Source organism: Corynebacterium neomassiliense, assembly GCF_900626215.1.
In the GTDB taxonomy this organism is placed as follows: domain Bacteria; phylum Actinomycetota; class Actinomycetes; order Mycobacteriales; family Mycobacteriaceae; genus Corynebacterium; species Corynebacterium neomassiliense.
This window is the reverse complement of sequence record NZ_LR131107.1, coordinates 134,956-148,058: the sequence shown is the minus strand read 5'-3', so window position 1 is coordinate 148,058 and position 13,103 is coordinate 134,956. Positions and strand designations below refer to the sequence as shown.

At 63.4% G+C, this 13,103-nt stretch carries 21 protein-coding genes and 1 tRNA gene; 1 reads left to right on the top strand and 21 read right to left on the bottom strand.

The genetic code is table 11. The features are described from left to right. Positions 1 to 47: 47 nt before the first annotated feature. From E0E18_RS12940 to E0E18_RS12880, 13 genes are all read right to left on the bottom strand, one after another. Positions 48 to 121 (bottom strand) — tRNA-Trp (locus E0E18_RS12940). 87 nt (positions 122 to 208) lie between these two features. Beyond that, positions 209 to 433, bottom strand: a complete 225-nt coding sequence (locus E0E18_RS12935; protein WP_130841666.1) for a hypothetical protein — start codon at positions 431 to 433, stop codon at positions 209 to 211. Then, entirely contained in the window at positions 426 to 746 is a 321-nt protein-coding gene (locus tag E0E18_RS12930) for a hypothetical protein (RefSeq protein ID WP_130841664.1), read from the bottom strand. The genes E0E18_RS12935 and E0E18_RS12930 overlap by 8 nt, the downstream gene beginning before the upstream one ends. After that, positions 743 to 1,456 carry an FAD-dependent thymidylate synthase gene (thyX, locus tag E0E18_RS12925; RefSeq protein WP_130841662.1) on the bottom strand — a complete coding sequence of 238 codons (714 nt, stop codon included), beginning with the start codon at positions 1,454 to 1,456 and terminating at the stop codon, positions 743 to 745. Before thyX ends, E0E18_RS12930 begins: the two co-directional genes overlap by 4 nt. A 296-nt stretch (positions 1,457 to 1,752) precedes the next feature. Next, on the bottom strand, positions 1,753 to 2,142 hold the full coding sequence (locus E0E18_RS12920; protein ID WP_237559832.1) for a DUF3310 domain-containing protein: 390 nt from the start codon (positions 2,140 to 2,142) through the stop codon (positions 1,753 to 1,755). Then, positions 2,123 to 3,079, bottom strand: a complete 957-nt coding sequence (gene nrdF / locus E0E18_RS12915) for a class 1b ribonucleoside-diphosphate reductase subunit beta (protein ID WP_130841660.1) — start codon at positions 3,077 to 3,079, stop codon at positions 2,123 to 2,125. The genes E0E18_RS12920 and nrdF overlap by 20 nt, the downstream gene beginning before the upstream one ends. Further along, positions 3,076 to 3,321: a glutaredoxin domain-containing protein gene (locus E0E18_RS12910; protein WP_130841658.1), complete on the bottom strand. Its 246-nt coding sequence runs from the start codon at positions 3,319 to 3,321 to the stop codon at positions 3,076 to 3,078. The genes nrdF and E0E18_RS12910 overlap by 4 nt, the downstream gene beginning before the upstream one ends. Beyond that, positions 3,322 to 3,765: a dUTP diphosphatase gene (gene dut, locus E0E18_RS12905; protein ID WP_130841656.1), complete on the bottom strand. Its 444-nt coding sequence runs from the start codon at positions 3,763 to 3,765 to the stop codon at positions 3,322 to 3,324. A 518-nt stretch (positions 3,766 to 4,283) separates the two neighbouring features. Next, positions 4,284 to 5,384 (bottom strand): DNA polymerase III subunit beta, encoded by a 1,101-nt coding sequence (gene dnaN, locus E0E18_RS12900; RefSeq protein WP_161972310.1) that lies wholly within the window; start codon positions 5,382 to 5,384, stop codon positions 4,284 to 4,286. Further along, positions 5,381 to 5,749 carry a RusA family crossover junction endodeoxyribonuclease gene (locus E0E18_RS12895; RefSeq protein WP_130841652.1) on the bottom strand — a complete coding sequence of 123 codons (369 nt, stop codon included), beginning with the start codon at positions 5,747 to 5,749 and terminating at the stop codon, positions 5,381 to 5,383. The genes dnaN and E0E18_RS12895 overlap by 4 nt, the downstream gene beginning before the upstream one ends. A gap of 61 nt (positions 5,750 to 5,810) precedes the next feature. Beyond that, entirely contained in the window at positions 5,811 to 6,701 is an 891-nt protein-coding gene (locus E0E18_RS12890; RefSeq protein ID WP_237559831.1) for a DNA cytosine methyltransferase, read from the bottom strand. Between the two features lie 17 nt (positions 6,702 to 6,718). Then, entirely contained in the window at positions 6,719 to 7,486 is a 768-nt protein-coding gene (locus tag E0E18_RS12885) for a helix-turn-helix domain-containing protein (RefSeq protein WP_130841648.1), read from the bottom strand. A gap of 753 nt (positions 7,487 to 8,239) precedes the next feature. Continuing rightward, entirely contained in the window at positions 8,240 to 8,497 is a 258-nt protein-coding gene (locus tag E0E18_RS12880; protein ID WP_130841645.1) for a hypothetical protein, read from the bottom strand. 103 nt (positions 8,498 to 8,600) lie between these two features. On the opposite strand from E0E18_RS12880, the gene tatA reads away from it, so the two are divergent. Then, the gene (gene tatA / locus E0E18_RS12875; protein WP_130841643.1) at positions 8,601 to 8,807 is read left to right on the top strand and encodes a Sec-independent protein translocase subunit TatA; all 207 of its coding nucleotides are present in this window, start codon (positions 8,601 to 8,603) and stop codon (positions 8,805 to 8,807) included. A gap of 49 nt (positions 8,808 to 8,856) precedes the next feature. On the opposite strand, the gene E0E18_RS12870 is transcribed toward tatA, so the two are convergent. From E0E18_RS12870 to E0E18_RS12840, 8 genes are all read right to left on the bottom strand, one after another. Continuing rightward, positions 8,857 to 9,552, bottom strand: coding sequence for a hypothetical protein (locus E0E18_RS12870; protein ID WP_130841641.1), 696 nt, complete (start codon positions 9,550 to 9,552; stop codon positions 8,857 to 8,859). Positions 9,553 to 10,029: 477 nt separating this feature from the next. Then, on the bottom strand, positions 10,030 to 10,398 hold the full coding sequence (locus E0E18_RS12865) for a hypothetical protein (protein ID WP_130841639.1): 369 nt from the start codon (positions 10,396 to 10,398) through the stop codon (positions 10,030 to 10,032). Next, positions 10,398 to 10,676 (bottom strand): hypothetical protein, encoded by a 279-nt coding sequence (locus E0E18_RS12860; RefSeq protein WP_130841637.1) that lies wholly within the window; start codon positions 10,674 to 10,676, stop codon positions 10,398 to 10,400. Before E0E18_RS12860 ends, E0E18_RS12865 begins: the two co-directional genes overlap by 1 nt. Next, entirely contained in the window at positions 10,673 to 10,855 is a 183-nt protein-coding gene (locus E0E18_RS12855) for a hypothetical protein (protein ID WP_130841635.1), read from the bottom strand. Before E0E18_RS12855 ends, E0E18_RS12860 begins: the two co-directional genes overlap by 4 nt. Then, positions 10,852 to 11,004: a hypothetical protein gene (locus E0E18_RS13925; RefSeq protein ID WP_161972309.1), complete on the bottom strand. Its 153-nt coding sequence runs from the start codon at positions 11,002 to 11,004 to the stop codon at positions 10,852 to 10,854. The genes E0E18_RS12855 and E0E18_RS13925 overlap by 4 nt, the downstream gene beginning before the upstream one ends. Continuing rightward, positions 11,001 to 11,309, bottom strand: coding sequence for a hypothetical protein (locus tag E0E18_RS12850; RefSeq protein WP_130841633.1), 309 nt, complete (start codon positions 11,307 to 11,309; stop codon positions 11,001 to 11,003). The genes E0E18_RS13925 and E0E18_RS12850 overlap by 4 nt, the downstream gene beginning before the upstream one ends. 148 nt (positions 11,310 to 11,457) lie before the next feature. Then, positions 11,458 to 11,793, bottom strand: a complete 336-nt coding sequence (locus E0E18_RS12845) for a hypothetical protein (protein ID WP_130841630.1) — start codon at positions 11,791 to 11,793, stop codon at positions 11,458 to 11,460. Beyond that, a complete protein-coding gene (locus E0E18_RS12840) occupies positions 11,790 to 13,040 on the bottom strand; it encodes a DNA-methyltransferase (protein WP_130841628.1) in 1,251 nt (416 codons plus the stop codon). Before E0E18_RS12840 ends, E0E18_RS12845 begins: the two co-directional genes overlap by 4 nt. Positions 13,041 to 13,103: the final 63 nt, after the last annotated feature.

Genomic DNA, 13,103 nt, shown 5'->3' with positions numbered 1-13,103 from the left:
GCCTTGGGGCTATTCAGACCGTGACCCTGGGGTCGCCGGTGTCCCAGCATAGACGCCAGGATTCGAACCTGGAACCGGCGGTTTTGGAGACCGCTGCTCTAGCCAGTTGAGCTACGCCCATTTACAGGGGCCGCAAGACGCGCATGTTCGTGAGACCACTGCCCTATCCGACGGGAGACCTTGCCCCCGCGTTAGCAATGGTACCACATCATGCTGTCATTGCCCGGGCGTGCCATTCGTTGATGCCGTTGCGTCGGGCGATGGCACCGCGGATGGCGGCCGCCCGGGTTGGGTAGTCGCCGCAGATGCCGCACCGGCGGGTCTCACTCATGCCGGCGTTGCGGGGCCGGAGGTTTCGGGTGGTGACCAGCCAGCGGTTGCGGACTTGCCACACCCACGGGCCACGGCCCGACTTGTCGAGGACTTCAGGCACGGTGCACCTCCCGCCATGCGGTGACCCGGCGGTGCCACGTGGGGCGATCTTCCTCCCACTCGGGCGACTGGTCGGTGATGGCGGCGATGAAGTCGTCGCGCTCGTCCGCAGGGTTCTCGACGGTGACGAACTCGTCCGACCACCCCTCACTGTCCCGCACCTGCTTGTCCATGATCGCCACCAGATCCTCCTGATGCTGCACCGGGTCGGCGACGATGCCCTGGGCGATGAGAGTGGCGGCGACCTGTTCAGGGTTCAGGCCCAGCGTGTGAGTGAGTGCGGTGGCGAGACGTTCCTCGAACTTGTCGGTCATGCCTGCTCCTTGAAGATGGTGGGTGCGATGGTGGCGAGCTGGTCGCGGACGAGGGTCATGACCTCGACCATCTCCGCGTCCACACCCGGGGCGGTGCGCAGTGCGATGACGTTCTTCCACGCCCGGAGGTTCCCGGACACGACCATGCGGGTTTCCACAGCGTTGGGGAGCACTGAGCGTGCGGCCTCACGAGCCTGCTTGCGGGGCAGTGAGGCGTCATCCTCCAGAATCTCCGCAGTGTCCTGGTACTGGATAATCGCGTGCTCCAGTGAGGTCTTCCACGCGGCAATATCATCCTGATGCAGTAGGTTGTCGCGGATCGCCGGCGGCATCACCACGTTGCAATCAGACTCGTCCACGAACCTCTGCGACTGAACGGAGAAGGACAGGTGCCGGTGGCGGGTGAGCTCGGTAAGGAAAGCACGGGACACGCCGGTGATGTGCAGGGTGACGCTGGCGTGTTCGGCAATGGACCAGTGCCCCTGGTCGAACAGGGTCCGCTCAAGGTAGGACTGGGTGGTGGCCGTCTCCGGGTTGGGTCGGTGGAACGACTTGTAGCACTGGCGGCCCGCGAACTCCATCAGCGTTTCCGTATCGGTCGCGGTCGGCTGCACCTCCATGCCATGGAAGTCGAGGGTGGCATCCCATTCGCTCAGGGGGGCGATGGCGGTGTGGGCGAGGATGGTGACGTTCGGCTCAACAATGTTCATGCTGATCTCCTGGGATCGTAGGGTTTGCTTGTGAGGTGCCACAGGCCACAGCGGCACTGGTACACGCGGCATGGGAGGTGCGCTCCCCTCCCCCGCCGCCACGCTTTCACCAGCGCGTTCTCCGCCTGCCACTGGTTGGGGTGCCCGCGCTTGTGCGGTGTGGGACAGTTAGGCGGATTCACGGGGTTCCTCCCGGTAGACGGGTTCAGTGACCGTGTCATCCCCGTCCAGTTCACGCCGTCGAGCCCACCAGAATGCGGGGTGTTGTGCTTTGCAGCGGGCCAGATCCTCGGGTGTCATGACGCCTTCCTGATGGCGAGGTTGATCAGGTCTGCAGCGTCCTGGTGCTGGCGTCGCACGAGGTGCATGATCGCCGCCACGGTCAACCACAGAACGTCCGACTCGTGATCCTCGAGGAACGGGGTGGCTTCGGCGGCGAGCCGGTCCACCACCGCCTGGGGGATGATCGGAGTGCACGGGGCGGGAAGCTGGCGGATGTACCACAGGGCTTTGCGGAGGTCCTGGGCGGTGTCATCCTTACGGCCTGCCCTCCACAAATACTTCAGCGCATTGCCGGTCGCAGCGTCGCAGAACTGCATCACCTCCCAGCACTCACCAGAGAACACCGGGTGATCCTGGTAGTGGCTTGGGTTGATCGCGTCCACGTCAGAACCCCCAATCGTCATCGGTGGTTTCCTCCGCGGTGCCGATCGTGTAGGCGGACCCGGAACCGGAGAAGAAATCGTGCGTCTCCCCAGCACCAGGGTCCAGTGACGACAGGATCGCCGGCGACACCTGGCACTCATCCTGCGGGAACAGTCCCTCGTAGCCGAGGTTGTTCAGCGCCTTGTTCGCGTTGTAGCGCAGGAACCGTTTCACGTCCTCGGTCCACCCCAACTCGTCGTACAGGGTCTCCGAGTAAGAGCACTCGTTGTCGTACAGGTCCATGAGGAGTTCGAACACGTCATCTTTGAGTGCCTGCCGCTCACCCACAGTCAGGTTCGCCACACCGACCTGGCACTTGTAGCCGATGTAGTAGCCGTGCACAGACTCATCCCGGATGATCAGCCGGATGATGTCAGCCGTATTCGTCAGCTTCGAGTGCGACGCCCAGTACAGGGGCAGGTAGAACCCGGAGTAGAACAGGAACGACTCGAGGATCACGCTGGCGGCTTTGCGGCGTAACGGGTCGTCACCCTCGTAGAAGCGGATCACCCGGTCCCGCTTGTGCCCCATGTTCGGGTTTTCCCACACCCACCGCATCGCCTCGTCGATCTGTGGCGTGGTCGCAAGCGTCATGAAAATGTTGGAGTACGACTTCGCATGCACGCTCTCCATGAAGTGGATGTTGGCGAACACTGCCTCCTCATGCGGAGTCACAGCGTCGGCGGCGAGCACAGGGGCGCCGATGGCGGACTGGATGGTGTCGAGGTTGGTGAGGCCGGCGAAGACGCGCATGGTGGTGGTCTGTTCCACCTCGTTGAGTGTGCGCCATGAGGGGAGGTCGTTTGACAGGGGGATTTTTTCTGGGAGCCAGAAGTTCGATGTGAGTCGGTTCCACACTTCGAGGTCTTTGTCGTCCTCGATGCTGTTCCAGTTGATTGGGCGGATTTGTGCGGTCATGCTGCAGCCTGGATCTGGTCGATGCGGTCGGGGCGGTAGCCGTCCCAGTGGTCGGTGAGGGTTTCGCCGTCGTCGATGGTGACGACGGGGGCCGCCTGGTGGCCCAGGGCCTTCACGTAGTCGAGGTGGCGGCCGTTGTCTGCGGTGAGGTCCGCGACCACGTATTCGACGCCTGCCTTGTCGAGGTGGCGTTTTGTGGCCGTGCACTGGGGGCAGTGGGGTTTCGTGTACACGGTGATCATTCAGGCCACCGCCCGAACACCGGTGGATCCGAACCCGTTGTCGCCGCGGGTGGTGGTGTCGAGCTCTTCGGCGACCTGTAGTTCGGCGTCCGGGAGGGTCGGCAGGTACAGCTGTGCGATACGGTCACCGGCCTCCCAGTGGAACCACTGCTCGGGGTCCGTGTTGTTGAGGAGGACGCCCACGTCACCCCGGTAGTCACTGTCCACCAGGCCGGGGGCGTTGAGGACGAACACGCCGTGTTTGCGGGCGATGCCGGAGCGGGACAGGACCCACCCGTCATGGCCGGCGGGGAGGGCGAGGTGCACACCGGTCTGGACGAGGGTGCGGTGCCCGGGGGCGAGAGTGCCACCGGCGAGGGCGTGCAGGTCGAATGCCCCAGAACCGGGGGTGGCACGGTGGGGTTGGATCCCGCCCGGGTCGAGGGTGATGGGGATGGTGGTCATGCTGTCCTTTCCAATAGGTCGCGGGTTGTGTGGGCTCGTGTTTCAAGGTGACCGTGTTTGCGCAAGCGCTTGTAGCAGTCGCGGCAGTAGCCGTGTGCCGTGTGAACTGGGTGGTCGCCGCGGGTGGGCTGGCCTTCCTTCCGCACGGTCATGGGCCGGTGGCAGTGCCGGCACCTGTCGGGGCGTTTGAAACGCGGTTGGCGTGCCTGCACCAGGGGTGTGGGGACGCCTGCAATGCGGGCCAGTTGGCTGGCAGTGTGCTGGTCGCCGTAGCAGAGGATGCCTGCTGCGAGCACCCCGTCGGCAGGCCCCACGTGGGACCGGTCGAGGGTGGCGCCCGCAGTGAGCGCATCGTTGGCGCACTGTCGCCGCAGGGGGCATTGCTTGCAGGTGGAGATGTTGCCGATGGTGACGGCTGCCGGGTCGGTGAACCCTGACTGGCCCTCACACAACGGTTTCCCCATGCGCGCAATAGTAGCACTCGGCACTACTGTTGCACACATTGGTGGGTGTGGGTTTTAGCCGGGGAGGCGCACTGGCATGAGGAGGTGCCCGCGGTCCGCGTCCGGCACCCGCCCTTCCTCGCAGGGCAGGTCGGGCCAGATCATGGCGGGCCTGCCCGGCTGGGTAAACGTGATCACCGCGTCCCCGTCCCCGGCGAGCGCGTCAGTGAGGTAGCGGGATGTGAACGCGATGGTCAGATCCTCGCCGACGGTGTCGCAGGGGATGATCTCTTCACCCGCGCCGTCCTGCGCGGTTTTGCTGGCCACGGTGACCTGCCCGCCGGTGATCGTGAGAACCACCTGCCCGGTGTCGCCTGCGAGGACACTGGTGAACTTCACCGCGTCTGCCAGTGTCTTACGGTCGATACGGATGATGGTGGTGGACCCTTTGGGGATCAGGGGCCGCCACTTTGGGAAGTCCGCATCAATGAGCCGGAGGATCGTTTGGGTGTCTCCGAGGGTGAAGCCCAGTCGCCGCTGGTCGTGGTGGATGGTGACATCACCGTGCCATGTGGTGCGGGCGAGGGTGAGAATGTCGCGGGCGGGGATGAGCATGTCCAGGTGGTCACCTTCCCACGGGAGGGTGGTGTGGGCGAGTCGGAATCGGTCGGTGGCGGCGAGGGTCAGTGCACCGTCCCGGGCGTCGACCTTGATGCCGGTGAGCATGGGCAGGGTGTCGTCACGGCCGGCTGCGGCACCAACTTCCCGGATGGCGGCGGCAAGATCAGACCAGTCGACGGTGCCAACCTCGGGGGGCATGTCTGGCAGGGGCGGGTAATCGTCGAGGGCCATCGGGGGCAGTTCGAAGGTCCGCGGTCCGCAAGTGAACTGTGCGGCACTGCCCATGTGGGTGATGGTGATGGGCTTGTCGGGGAGCTTCGCCACCACATCGTGGAGAGTGCGGTGTGGGAGGAGGACTTGCCCGGGTTCGCGGGTGTCGCAGAGGATGGTGGTGTGCACCTGGGAGGTGTGGTCGAACGCATCGAAGGTGGCGGTGTCGTCGCCGACGGTGATGAGCACGCCGGCGAGGATGGGTTGGGTGGGCTTCGATGGGATGGCGGGTTTGGTGAGTTCTAGTGCCCTGGCGAGATCGTGCTTGGCGAACGTGGTTTTCACTTGGGGTCTCCTGGGGTGATGGTGAGCCACATGGCGGGTTTTCCGTCGACGGGGTGGATGGTGGGGATGGTTTCGGTGACGTACCGGCCGTCATCGTCGGGGATGACGTGGGCGTCGCGGAGGCCGTCTATCAGGGCTTTCTGGGTTGGCATGATGTTCGATGCGTCGCGGATGCGCCGGTCTCGTGGCCGGTAGTGCAGGTGGACGGTGATGTGCTTGTACGGTCCCCACCGCATGGCGCGGGCCCGGGTCGCAGCCTCGTGCCTGACCCGTTGGATGATGCGGGCTCTTGGTCGCCAGTGGGTCCGGTCGTTCGCCGACAGGGGTGGCCGGGTGAAGCTGAGTGGCATGGTCAGTTCGGTCATGCGTCTTCGTCCTCGGTTTCGTAGGTGCCGAGGAGGTTGCCGAACCATGTGTCGTGGACGGTCATGCTTCCTCCATGAGGTGTCGTAGGGCTGCTGCGGCCTGTTGCGGGCAGACCCCGTTTCCGCAGGCTTTGAGCTGCTGGGCGCGGGTGACGCCGGGCACGCTGGTGACCCACCCTGGGGGGAGGCCCATCATCCATTCGGACCATTCGGGATCCAGCTCGGGCTTGGGCTCCGGGAACCTATGGCCCCACAGGTCCTCGTCGCGGTAGGTGACCGCGTCCCGGGTGGGCAGCGGCGGTTCCCCGTGGATCAGCGCCCATGTCAGGATGGCTGGGGCACTGTCCCCCCACCGGCTGTGAGCGTCCCGCATGAGGTCGGCGGTTCCACCAGCCCAGGCCAGTGCACTGTCACCGTCGTAATCCCCGGGGAACGGCGACGCCTGTCCCCCGGCGAGTCGTTCCGCTTCCAATCCGACGCCGTCGGAGTCGGCAGGAATGACCAGGATGAACAGGCGCTCCCGGTGGTGTGGGGCTCCGACGTCACTGGCTCGTAGAGTTGCCCATCGGACATCCGCCCCGTCTTCGGCAAGGTCTCCGAGTACTCGATCGAACCCCAGAGACCTGTGTCCGGCCACATTTTCCAGGAGTGCGAATCGTGGTCGTAGGTGGCGAATTGCTTCTCGGACGTGGGGCCACAGGTGACGGTCATCATTGGTTCCTTTTCGCTGGCCTGCTTTGCTGAATGGCTGGCAGGGGTAGCCGCCAGTGATGATGTCGACGGGCGGGACCTCCGACCAGTCGACGGTGGTGACATCCCGGAAGTTCGGGACGTCGGGCCAGTGGTGGGCGAGGATCTTCGAGGGCGCGTCGTCCCATTCGCAGAACCAGGCGGGGGTCGCACCAGTGACCGCTTCGACAGCCATGTCCAGGCCCCCATAGCCACTGAACATGCTGCCAATGGTGAGTGTCATGCTGCGGCCTGTGTGATGATGCCGAGTTTGATGCACAGTCGGTCAAGATCGGACAGGCTGATCTTCCCCTTGCCGCGCATGATCTTCTCCACCATTCCCTCCGTGATGCCGAGGGTGGCAGCAGCAGATGACCGGGTTGGGATGGTGCCCTTGTCCACACTCTCCATGTGTGGGAGCCACCGTGATCCTGCTTCGGCCGCCCACCTTGTCATTGCCGTGGACAGGTCGGGCGGGATGGGAACATCATCCACCTGTGGGATGGGGAGGTTGTGGAGTTGGCACCAGTGTTCGCGGAGGGTGCGCATGGTCTTGTGGTTGGCACGGTCCCGGGACCTGATGTAGGAGAGTGTTGACGGTGGGATTCCAACAGCCCGGGCCGCGGTGAGCACCATGCCGTAGTGATCGTCGAGCGCGTTGACGAGTTCGCGGGGACTGTCGGTTTCGGCAATGCGCCTGACCTGGGGGTTTTCGTCGGGATTGTCAATGTCGTCCCATTCCCACGGTGTGGGCCAATGGTGTGCTTTGACCAGTGGGGTTGGTTCCCGGTGTGGGTCGTCCTTGTGCTTGTCCCAGAGTGTGTCGATCTGCTGGGCGATGGCGGTTTTGATGCTGTGGGTGTTGTTGTCGCAGATGTTGGTGATGTTGTCTGGGGTGAGGCCGGCGGCTTCGAGTTGGCGTTGGTTCATGCCGTTGGCGAGGAGTGCTCGAAGTCGTCGCTGGTGGGGCCATGCTGGGGTGTGGCCGTGGGGTTGTGGGCTGGTCATGGTTTCTTCCTGTGTGTGGGCGGTGTGTCACTGGCAGGTGACGGTACGGTGGTGATGTTACCAGTGAATGCTACGTTTGCAAACATTGGTGGTGGTGAAAAAAGCCCCCGCAGGGGCCAAGGTGCAGGCTATGCCCTCCACCGAGATCGTTCATCACCTGGCTCTCGAGTGCACGTCATAGTGAGCCCCGTTTCGGTCTGGGCAGTGGTTCCAGTCTCAGCATCCTTACAGAATGCGCCTGGGGTGACAATCCTGCCGGTCACCTCCGGTTGCACTGGCGCCGGTTGTTCCACGACGGGGGCCGGGTCCGGGGTATACGCGGGTTCGGGCGCGGGCGCGGGCGTGTACTCCGGTTGTGGTGCCGGGGTGTACGCGGGCTCAGGGTCGGGAATGTGCCGGGGGGCGTCCACGTCCACACCCGTGTCACCATCGTCATCGGGGATGATCACCGCGGCCGCTGGTTCCTCGGTGGTGGGCAGTGGTGCGGCACTGGTGGTGCGCGCACTCGTGGTGGTGGTCTTGCTGGTCGTTGTCACTGCGCGACTGGTCGAGGTCGCCGTCGTTGTGGTCGAGGTCTCGTTGTCGTCTGAACCGCAGGCGGTGAGGGTCAGTGACAGTGCGGCGGCAGTCGCCAGGATTAGTGCTTTGCGGTGCATGTGGCCTTTTCTCCTCATGGGTGTGACCCGATCTAGTCACTGGGAGAAATGTAGGTCAGGCAACTTACTGCTTCAACAGGTGGGGGTAAGCCCGGGGTTAGATCCGGTCGGTGTGGTACTCAGTGAACTGGCACAGGGTGCAGGTGCGACGCTGGGTGTACTCGTCAGCAACGTAGTGACCATCCTGGGTGATCCGCACTTTCTCCATCTGCTCCCATTCCCCCCACACGTGCTGGTGTTCGGGGAGTTGTGGGGTGGTGTACTGTGCGGGGTTTTTCACCATTGCGGCGGCGCCGAGGATGAAGCCGACGCCTCCGGTGATGATGGCGATGGTGACGCCGAGGGTGATGGTCAAGGGGGTCCTTTCGTGCGTGTGGCGGACACCGGAATGGTGGGCCGATGCTGGTACTGACGTAGGGTCGTGGAGAGGTCCCGTATTCCACGAAAGAGGTCTTCTCATGGGTGCACTTTCCCCCTACCACCTGCTCGTTGTACTTATCGTGCTGGTTCTCCTGTTTTGCTCAGCCAAGCTCCCGGAGATGGCGCGGTCGCTGGGCCGGTCCATGCGTATCTTCAAGTCCGAAATGTCGGAGATGAAGAGAGATTCACTGTCTGCTCCGAGAGCGGATCGTCCTGAGCAGCCGGAGGATCACTCTTCCATGTAGATCCGGGGGAATGCCCCGCACTGTGGCGGGGCTTGGTGGTTGTGGTGGGTCATTTTTCTGGCTCCCACAGGACCGTGACGGGGAGGATGATTTCATCGGATGAGCGCGACGGTGCCCATGCGGAGAACCACCTGCCTTCCCGGCGCTGCCAGGGGATTCTTTCCCGCTCTTCGCTCAGGATCACGCTTCCGTCCGCCAGCGTGTCGAGTTCGTCGGGGTTGGTGATGGCACGCGGCGCGGGTACCAGGCGGCGGACCAGTCGGATGCAGTCGTCTAAGGTGTACGCCGCCGTGTCGTCATGCGACATGACCCAGGGGAGGGCATGCCCGTCTCCCCTGCGGAATCCGGGGCACGGTTCGCCACCGCCAACGGACACGAGCCACACTTCCCCGGGCTTCACGTCGGCGGGGTCGGGCAGGCCAGCCGGCAAGGATTCCTTGCTAGTTCGTTCTGCGGTGAGGCGGTCCACCTCGGCGCGGGCTTCCGCGAGGTCGCGCTCGATCTGCTCGACGCGGTCGGCGAGGGCGAGGAGTTCGTACTTCGCGGTTTTGCCGCCGGCTGTGTAGTGCTTCTCCGCCCATGCGCGGATGTCCTCGGCGAGTGTGGGTTCCGGGGCGTCCACGGTGGCAAGGATGACACGGGCGGCGGCGGCCCACGGGTCAGAGGGGGAATTGTAGTCGTTAGCGACGGTCATCTGCGCCCATTCGCGGGCTGAGCGGATGTCCTGGTTGGTGATGTCAGTCATTCGGGGTCTCCTGTCGGTAGTTTGCGAGTTTCACGGGGCCGTTTAGCAGTCGCCCACAGTCCGCACATCGGAGGCGGTACCCGTGGTTTGCTTCGTCCCCATAGATTCCGATGATTCGGGCATGGGGGCACCTGTTGATTATCCTCATTCCACTACCTCCACGGCTCCGCAATGATCTCGATGTCCAGTACTATCCCCCCAATTCCGCATATCCAGGTTGTCCGTACTCAATTCGATCTGGCCCACCGTGCAAGTAAAAAATATAGAACCTTGCCGCACATGCTTGAATCGGATCATCCTTTATCATCGCCTTGGCATCGTCCTCATTTTCGTATAGGAATTTGCCACAAGGGTTGGAAACGTAAGCGCGATCTGGATAGCCATCTTTAGGCCGTTTCAAGATTCTAAAATAGTGTTCCGGCTGACCATACAGGGCGGTGTTGTACTGCGGTTCCCTGTGATGGAACCCGACCATATTCACCATTCTGCTTCCACCTCCTCCACGGGTCCGACCAGTCGGCGGACCACCCACGGTGACAGGTCTTCGTCGCGGTTCGCCTCAACGGACCTGCGGCACTCGGGCAGGTTGGTTCCAAGCCACGAGATATGGTCTTCATCCCACTGGACCCCGTATTCCCACCGCATCCCGGCGATGGCCTGCGCGAGGTCCGGGGCGGCGGCCATGAGAGTGATGTCAAGGGCGTTGTACCAGTGCGGGTCTCCGAACGACCAGTCGCTCAGGAGCGCGTCCCCGTCGCTGTTCAGAATGTTCGATGTGTCTTCGTCCCACGGTCCGGGGGATGCCCCGTTGAGCAGTGCGCGGGCCTGGTCTGGTGTGATGGTCATTAGTATCCCCATTCGCTAGTGTCGGTGGCGCGGAGTTGCGAGTTCTGCTTTTCAAGCTCTTCGATGCGCTTACCCTGGTCGATCACAGTCTGCGCGAGGTCCGGGGCGGCGGCGTACAAGACAGCATCCTCGTACGGCGCGTCAGGAAGCTGGTTCCAGTACGAATCCTCGTACTGGACCTGCCAATTCCCGCCGTCCTTCCCCTCCTTCACTTTCGGCGTCTCCACGGTGTGTCCCTCGTATAGCAGTACGCGGGCCTGGTCAGGTGTGATGGTCATGCGTTTACTCCTAATACTCCGCCGATGACTGCCGCGCCTGCGACCATCACCGCCGTGTAGGCATACAGGTGTCCGGTTCTGGTTTTTTCTGGTAAGAAGATTCCCTTGGTCCATTCGTTAACGGCTCTGACAAGCCCGACGGAAAACATGAACGTCCCCACTACAAACAAGACGGTCATGCTTCCTCCTTGTGTTCGCGGGCGAGTTTTCCGAGCAGTGTGGGGATCAGGATCGGGTGCCGGGACAGGTCACCTCGGCGTCGGGGGCCGGACAGAGCGTCCACCAGTGGGCGGAGTTCACGGGGCACCGCGTGCAAATCGGCACTCATGCTTCTTCCAGTGCTTTGCGTGCGGCGCGAACCTGCTCACCGGTGGCGACCACCACGGCGGGAAGGTCGTCGGCGGAGATGGTGTGAGTAGTAAAGATGCCGTGCCACGGAGCGCCCATCAGTACAGCGCCACGGTCGAGCGCCTCCAGTTCCTCCACAGTGCGGATGATCTGCGGGGCAGGGGTGAGCAGTCCGGCGTCCGCGAGAGCCTGGGCTACCTCCGGCATCAGGGATGGGTAGCCACATGCGATCTCCCCCATTGCTTGGGCGATGACCTCAGCGGCGCGGTCGATGTTGGTGGTCATCGGTTCTGCCACCCCCAACCATCGTCAGCCTCCCCGGTAGTGGCATCTACGTAGCAGAGTCCCATTCCGCAGTTTCCGCAGCACTCGGCGTATCCATCACTACATCCGACTTCCTCAAAAATATGACGCTTGGCGCGGTCGATGCTGGTCATTTCTGGTTCCTTTCGGCGTGGTCAGCGGCGGCGAGGATTCCTAGCGCAAACTCCCGAGCTTCCGAAGGCGTGTAAATGTCCTCGTTCTCCCCGTTCGCATACCCGCCGTGGTATATCTCCACCAGGCCCCCTCGTGGCTCTACGGCGTCCGCACACCATGTGGGATGCCCCGTGTAGCCTTTGCCGTCCGGTTCCGGCAGGTCGGGTGCGAGCAGTCCGGCGTCAGCGAGAGCCTGGGCGAACGTCGTTGACGCATTGGAGTCCATCCCACGGTGAGGCGTGACGACGCTAGTGTTCCGCAGAACCTCAGCGGCGCGGTCGATGTTGGTCATTTGGTCTCCTTCTCGTGGGGGGTGTCCCCGAACAGGGGCAGAGTGTCAGCGTCAGTGGCCTGCTCCGGCTCCGTCTTCTTCTTCGCCTTGAAATCGCGTGGGTCACCGGGTGGGAGGATCGGGTCACCGGCCGCATGCTGACGCTCAATGCGCTGCATGATCAACGGCAGGTGCACGTCTTCCTTCTCAATGCCGATGGATTTCACGCCCCGCTGCATTGCGGCTTCCAGGGTGGTGCCCGACCCGGCGAAAGGATCCAAAACCACCGCCCCGGGCGGGGACACGAGGGTGATCAGCCACCGCATCAGAGCCAACGGCTTCACCGTGTGATGACGCAGATTCCCCACACGCGGCTGCTCGGATGCGGCAGGCTTCGCCACGTAGCGGAAGGCGGACCACTGCGTCCCGTCGAGGCCAAGACTGTCGTCCACGAGGACATTCATCGGGAACCGCCGCCCATCCTCCCGGCCACGTGTCGGAGAACTCGCAAGATATTCTTGGAGCCGCTGCAGCTCCTTTTTTGAATCTCGACCATTTGGCATGGGCGCCCCAGACATGGCGATGTCCTCCAGCTCTTCGATGGTGCAGGCACCATCGCCCACCAATTTCGAGAAGACAGCTTTCATTGTCCTCGGACGGTAAATCGACGAGCCGGTCCCCTTAATCCGCAGTGGGGCAATCATCAGCGGGCCGCACCCATGCCGGTCGGCATTCTGCGCCCATGACCGGTCGACGGGCTTCTGCGCCATGATGATCGGCTCGAACGCGGGCTTTAGGGCAGTGTGCGTGTCCTCCCACCGCTTCCCCACCTCACCGAGGACCAGTGTGCCGCCATCCTGCTTCGTGGCCTGACGGATACCGCCGGAGGATGCGGGAAGCCCCCGGGAATAGGCTTCCATGATCTTCCCCATGTCCATGCCTTTGGGCATGCCAGTGCGGTAGATCCATGCGATCTGATCGCGGAGGATGAAGCCACTGTCCTCGACCGCGCAGGCGAGTCGGTGCCATGTGCGTGTCCCGCCGAAAGCCAGGCACCACCCGCCGGGCTTCAGCACGCGCAGGCACTCGGCCCACATTTCCGTGGAGAATGCGATACCGGTACTGTCCCAGTCCTTGTAGCTGAACCCAATCTCGTAGGGCGGGTCGGTGACGACCGCTGTCACCGAGCAGTCCGGGAGAGTGCGGAGCGCGTCCACACAATCCCCGTGGTGCAGAGTGACGAGGTCGTCCTCGTAGTGGATGGTCATCAAAACCTCCAGGTCTGATACGTGGTGTGGCGTGGGTGTCCAGTGAGCCACCGGGCCAGGCAG

Coding starts and splice junctions, on each gene's coding strand:
- E0E18_RS12930 (WP_130841664.1), bottom strand. CDS start 746: ATGACCGACAAGTTCGAGGAACGTCTCGCCACCGCACTCACTCACACG.
- thyX (WP_130841662.1), bottom strand. CDS start 1,456: ATGAACATTGTTGAGCCGAACGTCACCATCCTCGCCCACACCGCCATC.
- E0E18_RS12920 (WP_237559832.1), bottom strand. CDS start 2,142: ATGACGATTGGGGGTTCTGACGTGGACGCGATCAACCCAAGCCACTAC.
- nrdF (WP_130841660.1), bottom strand. CDS start 3,079: ATGACCGCACAAATCCGCCCAATCAACTGGAACAGCATCGAGGACGAC.
- E0E18_RS12910 (WP_130841658.1), bottom strand. CDS start 3,321: ATGATCACCGTGTACACGAAACCCCACTGCCCCCAGTGCACGGCCACA.
- dut (WP_130841656.1), bottom strand. CDS start 3,765: ATGACCACCATCCCCATCACCCTCGACCCGGGCGGGATCCAACCCCAC.
- E0E18_RS12895 (WP_130841652.1), bottom strand. CDS start 5,749: ATGACCGAACTGACCATGCCACTCAGCTTCACCCGGCCACCCCTGTCG.
- E0E18_RS12890 (WP_237559831.1), bottom strand. CDS start 6,701: ATGTTCAGTGGCTATGGGGGCCTGGACATGGCTGTCGAAGCGGTCACT.
- E0E18_RS12885 (WP_130841648.1), bottom strand. CDS start 7,486: ATGACCAGCCCACAACCCCACGGCCACACCCCAGCATGGCCCCACCAG.
- tatA (WP_130841643.1), top strand. CDS start 8,601: ATGGGTGCACTTTCCCCCTACCACCTGCTCGTTGTACTTATCGTGCTG.
- E0E18_RS12870 (WP_130841641.1), bottom strand. CDS start 9,552: ATGACTGACATCACCAACCAGGACATCCGCTCAGCCCGCGAATGGGCG.
- E0E18_RS12865 (WP_130841639.1), bottom strand. CDS start 10,398: ATGACCATCACACCAGACCAGGCCCGCGCACTGCTCAACGGGGCATCC.
- E0E18_RS12860 (WP_130841637.1), bottom strand. CDS start 10,676: ATGACCATCACACCTGACCAGGCCCGCGTACTGCTATACGAGGGACAC.
- E0E18_RS12855 (WP_130841635.1), bottom strand. CDS start 10,855: ATGACCGTCTTGTTTGTAGTGGGGACGTTCATGTTTTCCGTCGGGCTT.
- E0E18_RS13925 (WP_161972309.1), bottom strand. CDS start 11,004: ATGAGTGCCGATTTGCACGCGGTGCCCCGTGAACTCCGCCCACTGGTG.
- E0E18_RS12850 (WP_130841633.1), bottom strand. CDS start 11,309: ATGACCACCAACATCGACCGCGCCGCTGAGGTCATCGCCCAAGCAATG.
- E0E18_RS12845 (WP_130841630.1), bottom strand. CDS start 11,793: ATGACCAACATCGACCGCGCCGCTGAGGTTCTGCGGAACACTAGCGTC.
- E0E18_RS12840 (WP_130841628.1), bottom strand. CDS start 13,040: ATGACCATCCACTACGAGGACGACCTCGTCACTCTGCACCACGGGGAT.